This window comes from Bhargavaea cecembensis DSE10 (genome assembly GCF_000348905.1).
GTDB classification, from domain to species: domain Bacteria; phylum Bacillota; class Bacilli; order Bacillales_A; family Planococcaceae; genus Bhargavaea; species Bhargavaea cecembensis.
The window spans coordinates 1-13,097 of the sequence record NZ_AOFT01000003.1 but is presented as its reverse complement, the minus strand read 5'-3'; the positions used below and the strand labels follow the sequence as shown (position 1 = coordinate 13,097).

Annotated in this window: 14 protein-coding genes; 10 read left to right on the top strand and 4 right to left on the bottom strand. The window is 55.8% G+C overall.

What is annotated here, in order from left to right; translation table 11 throughout:
• Nucleotides 1–192 precede the first annotated feature (192 nt).
• The 5 genes from C772_RS03500 to C772_RS03480 all read left to right on the top strand — a co-directional run bounded on the left by C772_RS03500 (nucleotide 193) and on the right by C772_RS03480 (nucleotide 4,242).
• Nucleotides 193–525: an ArsR/SmtB family transcription factor gene (locus tag C772_RS03500; protein WP_008297469.1), complete on the top strand. Its 333-nt coding sequence runs from the start codon at nucleotides 193–195 to the stop codon at nucleotides 523–525.
• Nucleotides 522–1,817, top strand: a complete 1,296-nt coding sequence (locus C772_RS03495) for an arsenic transporter (RefSeq protein ID WP_008297468.1) — start codon at nucleotides 522–524, stop codon at nucleotides 1,815–1,817. The genes C772_RS03500 and C772_RS03495 overlap by 4 nt, the downstream gene beginning before the upstream one ends.
• Before the next feature lie 10 nt (nucleotides 1,818–1,827).
• Nucleotides 1,828–2,247: an arsenate reductase (thioredoxin) gene (arsC, locus tag C772_RS03490; protein WP_008297466.1), complete on the top strand. Its 420-nt coding sequence runs from the start codon at nucleotides 1,828–1,830 to the stop codon at nucleotides 2,245–2,247.
• Nucleotides 2,248–2,365: 118 nt separating this feature from the next.
• On the top strand, nucleotides 2,366–3,184 hold the full coding sequence (locus C772_RS03485) for a GNAT family N-acetyltransferase (protein WP_008297465.1): 819 nt from the start codon (nucleotides 2,366–2,368) through the stop codon (nucleotides 3,182–3,184).
• A gap of 239 nt (nucleotides 3,185–3,423) precedes the next feature.
• Nucleotides 3,424–4,242: an alpha/beta fold hydrolase gene (locus C772_RS03480; RefSeq protein WP_008297463.1), complete on the top strand. Its 819-nt coding sequence runs from the start codon at nucleotides 3,424–3,426 to the stop codon at nucleotides 4,240–4,242.
• A gap of 121 nt (nucleotides 4,243–4,363) precedes the next feature.
• On the opposite strand, the gene hmpA is transcribed toward C772_RS03480, so the two are convergent.
• Nucleotides 4,364–5,548, bottom strand: a complete 1,185-nt coding sequence (gene hmpA / locus C772_RS03475) for an NO-inducible flavohemoprotein (RefSeq protein WP_008297461.1) — start codon at nucleotides 5,546–5,548, stop codon at nucleotides 4,364–4,366.
• Between the two features lie 221 nt (nucleotides 5,549–5,769).
• Here hmpA and C772_RS03470 point away from each other — a divergent pair, with 221 nt between their 5' ends.
• From C772_RS03470 to C772_RS03460, 3 genes are all read left to right on the top strand, one after another.
• A complete protein-coding gene (locus C772_RS03470; protein ID WP_008297459.1) occupies nucleotides 5,770–6,213 on the top strand; it encodes an RrF2 family transcriptional regulator in 444 nt (147 codons plus the stop codon).
• 49 nt (nucleotides 6,214–6,262) lie between these two features.
• Entirely contained in the window at nucleotides 6,263–7,192 is a 930-nt protein-coding gene (locus C772_RS03465; RefSeq protein ID WP_008297457.1) for a manganese-dependent inorganic pyrophosphatase, read from the top strand.
• 135 nt (nucleotides 7,193–7,327) lie between these two features.
• Entirely contained in the window at nucleotides 7,328–8,194 is an 867-nt protein-coding gene (locus C772_RS03460) for a YitT family protein (RefSeq protein ID WP_008297456.1), read from the top strand.
• A 52-nt stretch (nucleotides 8,195–8,246) separates the two neighbouring features.
• On the opposite strand, the gene C772_RS03455 is transcribed toward C772_RS03460, so the two are convergent.
• Nucleotides 8,247–9,035, bottom strand: a complete 789-nt coding sequence (locus C772_RS03455) for an AAA family ATPase (protein WP_008297454.1) — start codon at nucleotides 9,033–9,035, stop codon at nucleotides 8,247–8,249.
• A 94-nt stretch (nucleotides 9,036–9,129) separates the two neighbouring features.
• The gene (locus C772_RS03450) at nucleotides 9,130–10,503 is read right to left on the bottom strand and encodes an FAD-dependent oxidoreductase (RefSeq protein ID WP_008297452.1); all 1,374 of its coding nucleotides are present in this window, start codon (nucleotides 10,501–10,503) and stop codon (nucleotides 9,130–9,132) included.
• A gap of 117 nt (nucleotides 10,504–10,620) precedes the next feature.
• On the opposite strand from C772_RS03450, the gene C772_RS03445 reads away from it, so the two are divergent.
• Nucleotides 10,621–11,259: a DsbA family oxidoreductase gene (locus C772_RS03445; RefSeq protein WP_008297450.1), complete on the top strand. Its 639-nt coding sequence runs from the start codon at nucleotides 10,621–10,623 to the stop codon at nucleotides 11,257–11,259.
• A gap of 89 nt (nucleotides 11,260–11,348) precedes the next feature.
• Here C772_RS03445 and C772_RS03440 read toward each other — a convergent pair whose 3' ends face one another.
• Entirely contained in the window at nucleotides 11,349–11,921 is a 573-nt protein-coding gene (locus C772_RS03440) for a YceI family protein (protein ID WP_008297449.1), read from the bottom strand.
• Nucleotides 11,922–12,130: 209 nt separating this feature from the next.
• Here C772_RS03440 and murB point away from each other — a divergent pair, with 209 nt between their 5' ends.
• Nucleotides 12,131–13,045: a UDP-N-acetylmuramate dehydrogenase gene (gene murB, locus C772_RS03435; RefSeq protein ID WP_008297447.1), complete on the top strand. Its 915-nt coding sequence runs from the start codon at nucleotides 12,131–12,133 to the stop codon at nucleotides 13,043–13,045.
• The last annotated feature ends 52 nt before the right edge of the window (nucleotides 13,046–13,097 follow it).

The following is a 13,097-nucleotide window of genomic DNA, read 5'->3' as shown; positions in this document are numbered from 1 at the left end:
GAGCGAGCATAGCATCCGGTGAAGCGCGCATAGGATTGCGACAACCGCGCATAGCAATCGATGAGCGCTCTTTATCGTAGGTGAGCGCACATAGAAACCCATGTGCGCTCCCATCCGGTCAACAAATAAGTATTGACTTATATGTGTCCGGGCAAATACAATAAACCGGTATTCTTTTTTGGAGGGATTCCGGTGGAACTGACGGAACTTGAAACATTTATGAAAGCGGCGGGCGACGGCTCGCGGCTGAAAATTTTACAACAGCTCACAGAGGGCGAGGTTTGCGTCTGTGACCTGACCCCGCTCGTCGGGCTGACGCAGCCGGCGGTGAGCCAGCACCTGAAACGTCTTAAAGAAGCAGGTATCGTGACCGGAGAAAAGCGTGGCCGGTGGACGTTCTGGTCGCTTGACCGGTTACATCCGCTGCACGACATTCTGGTCGGCCTGCTTTCCAGGGTGCCGGCTCCGGAGCGGACGGCAGCGGACCTTGAAGCAGCCGGTGAGAAAGGATGCTGTGACGCATGATGGCCTGGTTGGCAGCACTCATTTTCCTCGTCACGCTGGTATTCGTGATCTGGCAGCCGAAGGGGCTGTCGATTGGCTGGTCGGCAATTGCCGGAGCGGTCGTTGCCCTGCTTGCGGGTGTTGTCAGCATGCAGGACGTTTGGGATGTGACCGGCATCGTCTGGAATGCGACGCTCACCTTTGTCGCACTGATCCTGATCTCGCTTATCCTCGATGAAATCGGCTTCTTTGAATGGGCGGCCCTTCATATGGCGCGCTTTGCAAAGGGAAGCGGTGTGCGGATGTTCTTCCTCATTACACTTCTCGGCGCGATTGTCGCGGCATTGTTCGCCAACGACGGAGCGGCGCTGATCATCACGCCGATCGTCCTTGCGATGATGCGGGCGCTTGATTTCAAGGACAAGCTGATTCTTCCGTTTATCATGGCCTCCGGGTTTATCGCGGACACGACATCACTGCCGCTCGTGATCTCGAACCTCGTGAATATTGTCTCGGCTGACTTTTTCGGCATCGGATTTTCCGAGTACGCCTTGCGCATGTTCGTGCCGAACCTGTTCAGCCTTGTGGCGAGCATGCTCGTGCTTTACCTGTACTTCGGCAAAAGCATCCCGAAGCGGTTTGATGAGTCCAAACTGGCGGAGCCCCGCTCGGCCATCCGGGACATGAAGCTGTTCCGCCTTTCCTGGGCGGTCATCGCGGTGCTTCTGGCCGGCTACTTCCTGAGCGAGGCGCTCGGCGTACCGGTCTCGATCATTGCGGGAATTGTCGCCATCCTGTTCCTCGGCATTTCCGCACCGAGCAAGGCGGTGGACGAGAAGGCTGTCGTGAAGGGAGCACCGTGGGCGATTGTCTTCTTTTCGATCGGGATGTATGTCGTCGTGTACGGTCTCCGGAACGCCGGGCTCACTGATGTACTCGCTTCTGTCATCGAATGGACGGCTGGCCACGGCCTGTATGCGGCAACTATTGGCATGGGCTTTATCGCGGCGATTCTGTCTTCTGTCATGAACAATATGCCGACCGTCATGATCGACGCGCTGGCCATCCAGGATGCGGATGTGCCGGATCGAGTAAGGGAAGCGCTGATCTATGCGAATGTCATCGGGTCCGACTTGGGTCCGAAGATGACGCCAATCGGCTCGCTTGCGACGCTTCTCTGGCTGCATGTGCTGTCACTGAAGGGCGTTAAAATCTCTTGGGGCTATTATTTCAAGGTCGGGATCGTCCTGACGATCCCCGTCCTGTTCATCACGCTGACCGGCCTGTATCTGTGGCTGGAAGTGCTTAACTGAGGTGTTGGAAATGGAAAAGAAGCTGATTTACTTTCTTTGCACGGGCAACTCGTGCCGGAGCCAGATGGCGGAGGGATTCGGCAAGGCGCTCCTCGGTGACCGCTTTGAGGTCCGCTCCGCCGGCATCGAGGCTCATGGACTGAATCCGGAGGCGGTACGGGCGATGGCGGAAGCCGGCATCGACATCTCGGGACAGCAGTCCGAGACGATCAGCACCGATCTCCTGAAACGCGCCGATTATGTCATCACCCTATGCGGGGATGCCCGGGACAACTGCCCGGCTGTCCCGACAGATGCCGTCCGTGATCATTGGGGATTTGACGATCCGGCACGGGCACTAGGGACAGAGGAAGAAAAGCGCGCCGTCTTCCGCCGCGTCCGCGATGAAATCCGGGATCGGATCATGCGCTTTTCGGAAACAGGGGAATAACCGGGAAATGCGCCCCCAGTGGGCGCGTTTTCTTTTAAGCATGGAAATCTGAAAATTCCGTTGAGCAGGCTCGCCTGCTGTGCTATGATATCCCGAAACCCAAAAAGGAGGCGGGACCATGATCAGACAGCTGCTAGAGGCCGACAGGCAGGAGACCATGGCGTTTATCGGCGTTCAGCCGGCGGAAAACCTTTTTATCATCGGAGATATCGAGGCGTACGGTTTCGAGGATCCGATCCAGACACTTTGGGGCGACTTCGGGGAGGACGGGGTGATCCGCGGTGTTCTCCTTAAGTACACGGATAATTATATTGTGTGGGCTCCCGGCGACTTTGACGCAGCTGGATTTGCGGCTATCATCAATGCCGACCCGTCTTTCCGCTTTCTCTCAGGCATCGAACCGATCGTCCATAAGGTGGAGCCTTACCTCGATCGGAAGCCCGATCACCCGAGGGTGCTCTACTATGCCAAATGCGAGACGGCAGCCGGGCTTCCGGCCATTCCGCAGGAGGTCACGGTCAGGAAGGCGGTTCCGGATGATGCTGAGGCTCTGATCGATCAGATGTACGCCATTCCGGAATTTGCTGACGGAGAATACAGCGTGTCCCACAAACGCCGCACCCTGGCGGAAGGGACGGCAAGAGCGTGGCTGATCGAGGGGGACGGGCGCATCATCAGTTCTGCCTCGAGTACCGCCGAAAACTCGATGTCCGCGATGATTGTCGGTGTCGGGACCATTCCCGGATACCAGCAGCAGGGCCTTGCCTCCTATTGCATGTCCGTGCTTTGCCGGGAACTGCTGGATGAGGGCAAGATGCTCTGCCTTTTCTACGATAATCCTGCAGCGGGCCGCATCTACAAGCGGATCGGCTTCCGGGACATCGGCAAATGGTGCATGTGGACATATGAGCGTAAGCGGGTTCCCGCAGAACATTGATTTATTATAGAATCAGAAACAAATAGGTGTCATTATAAACCGGATTCGGATGATCCTGCCGGGAGGGTCCGAATCCGGTTTTTTTGATGGAGTGATGGGGTATTTAATGAAAGTATCTTCGAAACTGTCAAAGAAATTTCAATAAGACACCATTTAAATCCTATTAAAGAATGTTATCCAGTGAAAAGCATTGCGAAACATGTTTTAATGGGAGCAGCCTGACTGAAGGGAAGATCTCCATGCTCCACTACAAGACCTACATCAAAGGGGACAAGCATCCGTGGGTGACATTCATCCACGGGGCGGGCGGCAGTTCGTCCGTCTGGTTCAAGCAGATCAAGGAATTCCGCAAGGCGCATAACGTCCTGCTTCTCGACCTCCGGGGCCACGGGCGCTCCGAGCGCGGCCGGTGGAAAAAGGGAGACTCGTTCCGCGAGGTGGCCGATGATGTGGTCGAGGTCATGGATAAGCTCGGCATCGGCAGTTCCCATATGATCGGCATGTCGCTCGGGACCATCGTTGCGCAAACATTGGCGGAAAGGCACCCTGATCGGGTCAAGTCGCTGATTCTGGGCGGCGCGGTCATCGGGCTTGATATCCGGACCAAGCTGCTGCTTTGGGCGGGCAACACGTTCAAGCGGTTTGTTCCATATATGCTTTTATATAAACTGTTTGCCTACATCATCATGCCAAAGAAGGAACACGAGGAATCCCGGCTCGCTTTTGTCAACCAGGCGAAGAAGATGTGCCAGAAGGAGTTTGTGAAGTGGTTCTCGCTCACAAAGCTGATTAATCCTTATCTCGCGCGACTGCAGTCAACCACGACCGGTGTGCCGACGCTGTTTCTGATGGGGGAGGAAGACTATCTGTTCATCCCGCCTGTCGAGGAAGTGGTCCGCCGCAGCAAGAAGTTCCGTCTCATCACGATCCGGAACTCGGGCCATGTCTGCAACATCGACCAGCCGGATGCGTTCAATCGGCACTCGATCCGGTATATCCGGGAAATGGAGTCTGCGCAAGAGCGCAGCTTAAACTTCGGAAGCCGGCTCTCCGGCTGAATGTTAAGCTAATGCCTGCGAATGTTAAGCAAGCCCTCTGAATGTTAAGCAAAACCCCATACACCATGCAGAAATAAACCCCGACCGGATTTCCGGTCGGGGTTTTGCAATGCTTGCATGATTAAGCCGTGATGGCTTCCAGTTCTGCTGCAGGGCCGAAGAATTCGTAGTGGATCTTTCCGACCGGCACGCCGATTGCCTTGAGTTCGTGGATCATCGCATTCATGAACGCTGCAGGGCCGCAGAGATAGACATCGCTGCCTTCGATGACGCGGCTGCTGAGGAATCCGCGGTCCAGGAAGCCTTCTGTGTCGGAGTAGCGCACTGAGTAAGTGGCATTGTCGTTGCCGGCCGCCATTTCACGGAGGTCCCCGTCAAACGCCTGGAGCTGCGGGTTGCGCGCAGAGTGGATAAACGCCGCCTTGCGCTCCGGCTGGTTGCTTGTTATGTGGTCAAACATGGCCATCATCGGTGTGAGGCCGACACCGCCGCTGATGAGTGTGACCGGAGTCGTTGCTTCCGTGTGGAGGAAGAAGTCACCCGCAGGGGCGCTTACTTCGATTCTATCGCCAACATTGACGCTCCGGTGCAGGAATGTCGACACCTTGCCTTCCGGGTTGCACTCGTCTTCACGCTTGACGGAGATGCGGAACATGTCTTCCTGCGGCGCACGGGACAGGCTGTATTGGCGGATCATCATGTACTTCTCGCCAGGGATCGTCACGCGGATAGTCAGGTATTGGCCGGGCTTGTAAGTTGGTACACCCTTGCCGTCTGCCGGCTTCAGGTAGAAGGAAGTGATGACGTCGCTTTCTTCCACTTTCTTCGCGACGACAAAGTCCTTGAAGCCGTCCCAGCCGTTCTCTGAGTTTGCGGCTTCGTCGTACATGGACTTCTCAACGCCGATGAAGGCATCGGCGATCACACCGTAGGCTTCGCCCCAGGCATTAAGGATTTCAGGAGTGGCTGCGTCGCCGAGCACTTCCTTGATCGCGCCGAGAAGGTGATGGCCGACGATCGGATAGTGTTCCGGGCGGACGTCCAGGCCGCGGTGCTTGTGTGCGATCTGTACGACTGCAGGTACGATGGCTTCGAGGTTGTCGATATATTTCGCAGCGGCAAGCACCGTGTTGGCGAGTGCCGTCTGCTGGCGGCCGCGTGATTGGTTGGCGTGGTTGAAGATGTTCAGGAGTTCGGGATGGGCTTCAAACATGTTCTTGTAGAAAACTGTAGTAATCGTCTTGCCGTGTTGTTCGAGTACAGGTACGGTGGACTTCACGATGTCGATCGTCTGTTGGGAAAGCATGTTTACAACTCCCTTTCGGTTGTTTGGATTGGTTGTTCTTGATCTGTCTCAATCATATTCCTGTGCAATTTCTAAAGCAATATATAAAATACATCTTTAGGGGCATGTCGGAATTCCGTCACATTCCATTCAATACACTGTCAAAATTTAAAGAAAACGATTTGCTTTCATTCCAGCTGAACAAGCCTTTATAATATGGAAGGAAAGGCGAGTGACTATGCATGAGAATGACGATGTACACTGATTATGCGCTCCGTGTCCTCATGTACCTCGGCGCAAAAAAAGACGGTGAATTATCTACAATCCAGGGCATTTCGGATGCTTACGGAATTTCCAAGAACCATTTGATGAAAGTCACACACCAACTCGGCCAATTGGGGTATGTGGAAACCGTCCGCGGTCGCGGCGGCGGTGTCCGGCTGGCCGTGCAGCCGGAAGACATCAACATCGGGACGGTCGTTCGCCAGACCGAGGATGACTTCAATATCGTCGAATGTTTCAGCTCCACGGCGAACCGGTGCGTGCTCAGTCCGGTCTGCGGCCTTCGCGGTGCGCTGAACCAGGCGCTACTGGCATATCTTGCGGTGCTCGACCAACATACGCTCGCCGATTTTCTGATCAATAAAGAAGACCTTGCGGCGTTATTATCAAGCCGGGAGATATGATAGAATAAGGAAGGAAAATTTGAACTAGACGGTCAGGAGTGAATCATCAATGTCTAAAGTACTGGTTTTCGGACATAAAAACCCGGATACGGACTCTATCACGGCGGCCATCGCCTATGCCCATCTGAAGCAGCAGCTCGGCATGGAAGCGGAAGCGGTCCGGCTCGGCGAAGTGAATGATGAGACGGCATACGCATTGGAGAAGTTCGGCTTCGAGGCGCCGCGGCTTGTGAAAAATGTCGCTGGAGAAACGGACGGCGTCATCCTTGTCGACCATAACGAATTCCAGCAGAGCGCGGACGACATCGCAGATGTGAAAATCCTCGAGGTTGTCGACCACCACCGGATCGCGAACTTCGAGACGGCAGACCCGCTCTACTATCGCGCGGAACCGGTCGGCTGCACGGCAACGATCCTGAACAAGCTTTATAAGGAAAATGATGTCGAGATTCCCGCGAATGTTGCAGGACTCATGCTTTCCGCCATCATCTCCGACTCGCTGCTCTTCAAGTCTCCGACATTCACGGGCGAAGACCGCAAGGCGGCGGACGAGCTGGCGGAAATCGCGGGCGTCGATGCAGAAGAGTACGGCCTTGCCATGCTGAAGGCCGGCGCTGACCTCAGCAAGAAGACGCTCGAGGAACTCGTCAACATGGACGCCAAAGAGTTTGAGATGGGCGGCAAAAAAGTGGTGATCGCACAGGTGAACACAGTCGACATCAATGACGTCCTCTCCCGCAAGAAAGAGCTTGAAGACCTGCTTTACCGTGTGATTGCAGAGCGCGAGCTTGGCCTTTACATGCTGGCGATTACGGACATCCTGAACAATGACTCGACCGTCCTCGTCCTCGGCAGTGAGTCCCAGGCCGCATGCGGCGCGTTCAATGTCCCGCTGGAAGACAATCTGGCTGTCCTGAAGGGCATCGTGTCCCGCAAAAAGCAGATTGTTCCGGTTCTGACAGAAGCTCTCGCAAAATGATCGGATTGACAAAAGCCCCGGCGATGCCGGGGCTTTTGCCGTCTTTGCAACCGGCAGTTAAAATGGGTTGCATCACGGTACGTCTTTTCTTCATACTTTACTAAGGGCAACTGCCTCAGAATAGGAGTCTACCAGATGTCAGATTCAAAGCGTAAGTTTCTGTCCGAGTCCATCCCGGTCCAGCTGTTCCTGATCACGGCCGGAGCGATCATTGCGGCCATCGGGCTGGAACTGTTTCTCGTTCCAAACAATATCCTGGACGGCGGGGTCATCGGGCTTTCGATTATCCTGTCAGAACTGACGCCCCTCAGCCTAAGCATTTTCATCATCATCCTGAACATCCCGTTCATCTTCCTCGGGTACAAGCGGATGGGCGTGCGGTTCACGGTCAATGCGCTTTACGGCATCATCGTGCTGTCTGTGGCGACCGGCTATCTCCACCGGTTTGATGTGGTGACGGACGACCTGTTCCTCGCAACCGTCATCGGTGCCGTCATTCTCGGTTTCGGAGTCGGGCTCGTCATGCGCATGGGCGGGGCGCTGGACGGCACCGAAATTCTCGCCATCCTGATCAGCAAGCGTCGTCCGATCTCGGTCGGGCAGACCGTCATGATCATGAACGTCTTCATCTTTATCCTGGCCGGCCTGCTCGTGTTCACATGGGAAACGACATTCTACTCGATGATCACTTACTTTATCGCCTCGAAGGTGATTGATATGGTCGTCGAGGGTACAGAAGAGTCCCTCTCGGTCATGGTCATTTCCGATCATGCGGAAGAATTGGCAAAAAGCCTGATTGAGAACGTCGGACGCGGCGTCACTTTCCTGAACGGAGAAGGCGCGTTCACCAATGACTCCAAAAAAGTCCTTTATGTCGTTGTGGACCGCCTCGAGATGGCGGATGTCCGGACGGCGATCCGTGAGACGGACCCGGAAGCATTCGTCATCGTCCAGCGGGTCAGCGAAATTTCGGGAAGCAACTTCAAGACACCCGTGCACTGAAAAAATCACCCGGCTCCTCCATTTGGGAACCGGGTGATTTTTTGTGGCCTGATCAGCCGAACAAGTGCCTCAGATAGCGCTCAGGCGCATTGAGGAAGTCCTTGGTCATGCGGACATGTTCGATTTCATCGAACGACGAAGGTTCAAGGCGGCCGCCGCGGATCTCATAAAGGTCCGCTCCGGGATAGGCCATGATGATCGGAGAGTGGGTGGAGATCAGGAACTGGGCGCCTTCTTCGGCCATGTCATGCAGCATCGCCAGCAGGGTGAGCTGCTTGGCGGGGGAAAGGGGCGCCTCCGGCTCGTCCAGAATATAGAAGCCGTCCGGCCTGAAACGCGCGGTGAACAGGTCAAGGAAGCTTTCACCGTGTGAACGGAACTCAAGCCCTTCGCCGTATAGGTTCCGGAGCTCTGCATATGTCCGTGCATAGGGCTGGGCTTCGAGGCTATGCGGTTTCCGGTTCCTGATTTCTTCGAGTGTCTCCCGGGCATCTTCGCGCATCCGGGAGACGGCGATCGTGTAGGTCACGAAATCCAGCGCCCTGAAGAAAAAGCCGTTCCGCGATTTGACCGACCAGCTGAGTGTCAGGTGGTCCGCGATTTCGCGGGCGTGTTCAAGGGCCGGGTTTCCTTCGATCGGCTCGCGGCTGATGAGGATGCTGTCGGCCGCTGCGGCGATGCCTTCGAGCAATGTGGTTTTTCCCGTACCGTTGTCCCCGGCGATGATGGTGACGGGGGAACGGAATGTGAAGGAGTCGAATTCCCGGACGACCGGAAGCCCGAACGGAAACCGCTCTTCGGCTGGCATCGGATTTTTTAGCCGGATCTGTTTTAGGATCATGGTCGGTCCCCCTTTTCTACCACTCTAGCAGAAACCCCGTCTGCGTGAATCCCAAATATAAAATGCCTCCGGACGAACCGGAGGCGGACACCATTTACAGTTTGAGGGGCTTTGTCGCCGGGCCTTCCAGCACCGAGCCGTCTTCGCGGAACCTGGAGCCGTGGCACGGGCAGTCCCACGTGCGGTCGCCCTCGTTCCATCGGGTTTTGCAGCCCATATGCGTGCATGTCGGCGTATCCAGCCGGACCGTGTAGCCCGTAGCCAGCTCGCCGGTGACCAGGCCGTTGATCTTGACGGCCTGAAGAAGCTTTGCGCCGAAACCGGTCCGTCCCGGGCTGTACATTTGAATGGCTTCATTGGGCCGTCCGACAATCAGGTCGCGGAGCACTTCGGATCCCGCGAGCGACCCGGACAGGCCCCACTTCCGGAAGCCGGTGCTGACATAGATATGGGGCAGGTCTTCCGTGAGGCGGCCGACATACGGAATATAATCCGGTGTCTTCGGATCCTGGGCCGACCACCTGTGGGACACATCGGTTACGCCGAAATGTTTCCGCATATGCTCCGAAAGTTCACCGTAGTTTTCCCCGGTCTCTTCTTTCATTCCTGCCAAGTGATTGCTGCCGGAGACCATGAGATAGGCCTGGCCGTCGATTCCCGCTGTGCGGATCGACAGGGAGTCGGCATCCACGCCCAGATACTGGTTTTTCAGTTCCGTCGCCGCTTTAGCTGCAACCACATAGGAACGGTTGACCTGGAGTTTCATGATGTTCAGGTTCTGGAATCCGACCAGCGGATAGTGGGTGCAGATGATCAGTTCACTGAAGGTGACATCACCGCCATTTTCAAGCTCCACAAACCGTTTCTTGAAGTTCATCTTCCTTACAGCGGAGTCTTCATAGATCCGGGCCCCGGCGTCCGCTGCCATCCGGGCCAGGCGCTGGCCGAAGCGGAGCGGATGGATCTGCAGCTCGTCGTGCATCGACAGCGCGCTTTCCACAGTGAACGGCAGTTCCGTCTCATTCACGAACGCCCCCTGGATGCCGATCTGCTTATAGGCTTCCCACTCCTTCCGGAGGTTCTCCGTTCCGAGAGGGGTGCGGGCATACAGGATGGAATCGAGCGGGCGGGCCTCGTCATCACGGGCAATTTCCCGGGCCCTGCGGACGGCGCGCTCGTTCGCCTGGTAATAAGTCCGTGCCGTTTCCAGGTCAAACTGCTTGATCAGCTTTGAATAGATGATGTCATGCTGTGCGGTCACTTTTCCTGTCGAGTGGCTTGTCGTGGAGCCGAGTATCCGGTCCTTCTCCAGGACGATGACATCCTTGCCGGCCTTTGCCAGCTGCTCGGCTGCCGCAATTCCGCCGATGCCTCCGCCGATGATGCACACATCACAGCGGAGTGAGCCTTGTGCTTCCGGGAATTGATCGCGCGGGTACCCCGTGTCGATCCAAAGTGGTTCATTCAATCGTAAGTCCTCCAATCATTCAGGATTGCCCATGCCGGTGAAGGCGGGCGGATTCCTTGTCTCGTGCTCGGCATCCCCCTACAATGAAGACAGTGAAAACGGAAGGGGATCGGTGACATGAAAATAGAAGTATGGTCTGATTATGTTTGCCCGTTCTGCTACATCGGCAAACGGAAACTGGAACATGCCCTCGAGAAGACCGGGCTCGGAGAAAAGGCGGAAATCGTCTTTAAAAGCTATGAGCTGGACCCGCAATCCCCGGAAACATCAGAGGAATCGATGGTTTCCGTGCTGGCCGGCAAATATGGCACAACTGTAGAACAGGCGGAAGGCATGACAGCCAATGTCACCGCAGCGGCCAAAGAAGTCGGACTCGAATACAACTTCTCCAAAATGCGCCCTGCAAATACCTTCAGCGCGCACCGGCTTGCAAAATGGGCGGAAGAGCAGGGGAAGGCTTCTGAGATTTCGGAGAATCTCCTTCGTGCCTACTTTATCGAAAACCGTGAAATCGGGCGCAAGGAAGTTCTGGCGGATATCGCGGAGGAAACGGGCCTGGACCGCAAAGAAGCGGAAGCCATGCTGGGCTCCGGCCGCTACGAAGAAGACGTGCGTGCGGATATCGGAGAAGCCCGCCAGCTCGGTGTGCAGGGCGTCCCGTTTTTCGTCCTCAACCGGAAATACGCGATTTCCGGCGCGCAGCCTGATGAAGTGTTCGAACAGGCGCTCCGGCAAGTTGCCGAAGAAGAGTCATGAAATGTTGGACCTGCCGCATCCTAATCGTGGATGCGGTTTTCTGATGCAAAAAAGCGGCCGCCCTTGTATGGGCAGCCGCCTTTGGTCAATCAGGATTCGAGACTTTCTTCTTCTGCTTCTTCTGTCTGTGGCTGCTCTTCGGTCGCTTCGAGGTCGAGGTGGATTTTCACGTCTTCGCCGACAAGGACGCCGCCCGTTTCAAGCGCCTGGTTCCAGGTGAGGCCGAAGTCCTTGCGGTTGATCTTGCCGTCAACGGAGAATGCGACGACTTCCTGGCCCCAAGGGTTTTTCGCCCGGCCCTCATATTCGGCTTCAAGCGTGACGGACTTGGTCTCTCCCTTGATGGTCAGGTCACCGGTCACTTTGTACTCGTCGTCACCGTCCGGCTGGATGTCGGTGGAAACGAATGTGATCTCCGGATGATTCTCCGTATCGAAGAAGTCGGCAGAGCGGAGGTGATTGTCGCGGTCCTCGCTGTCCGTATCGATGGAGTTCACATCAATCGTGAACTTGAGCGAGGCACCGGTCAGATCTTCCGGATCCGCCTCGACCTCTGCATCAAACTTGCCGAACGATCCCCGGACTTTCGAGATCATCATGTGCTTCACTGTAAACGTTACGTGAGAGTGAGCCGCGTCAATCTGCCATTTCGTCTTTGCCATTGAAACTCCTCCTTAAGAATGCCGTGATAATTTGAATTTAAGACAATATTCCGAACGAGTCAAACAATACCCCTCAGCGGGTTTCGCCTTGCGGGTGCGACTTGTCAAAACGCCGGGCAGACAGCATACTATATAATTGTGAATGAAGATTAGAGAGTAAGAGTCCCGCAGCAACCGGGCGGAGAGCCTCTGAAAGGAATGGCAATTTAATGAGCAAAAAACAATGGGCTGATGACCTCAAGCAATTCATCGGCGATGAACACGTGAAAATAGATGAACCGCTTTCGCGCCATACAATGACCCGGATGGGCGGAAAGGCGGATCTGTTCTGTGACCCGGAGACCGAGGAGGGCGTGCAGGCGGTGGTCCGCTACGCCCATGAACAGAATATCCCGGTGCTTCTGCTCGGGAACGGATCGAACATGGTCGTGCGTGATGGCGGTGTACGCGGAATCGTGCTGAATCTGTCCAATCTTAATGAGATCCGCTTTGACGGAAAATCCGTCTATGCAGAAAGCGGGGCAGACATCAAAGTTGTCTCCAGGCAGTCCGCATCGCGCGGCCTGGCCGGCTTTGAGTTCGCCTGCGGCATTCCGGGCTCCGTCGGCGGCGCGATGGTGATGAACGCGGGTGCATACGGCGGCGAGATCAAAGATATCATCCACCGCTGCACGGTCCTGACGCCCGAGGGGGAGCGGCTGGTGCTGTCGAAGGAAGAGCTGGAGCTCGGTTACCGCACGAGTATCATTGCGAAAAAAGGGTATTATGTCCTGTCCGCGGAGTTCGTCCTCGAAGAAGGGGATCAGGAAGAAATCAATGCGAAAGTGGCCGACCTGACCCACCAGCGTGAGTCCAAGCAGCCGCTCGAGTATCCGTCGGCAGGCAGCGTCTTCAAGCGGCCTCCGGGTTACTTTGCCGGCAAGCTGATCCAGGATTCCGGCCTGCAGGGCAAAGGATTCGGCGGCGCCGAAGTATCGACCAAGCACGCCGGCTTCATCGTAAACAAAAACGGCGCAACGGCAACCGACTACATCCGCACGATTGAAATGGTGAGGGAAGCCGTCAGGAACAACTTCGGCGTCGACCTGGAGCTGGAAGTCAAGATTGTCGGGGAAGAATCGTAAACAGGGAAGGGAGAGCGGAGTTAAGCCACTCTCCCTTTTTGTATATAAAAAA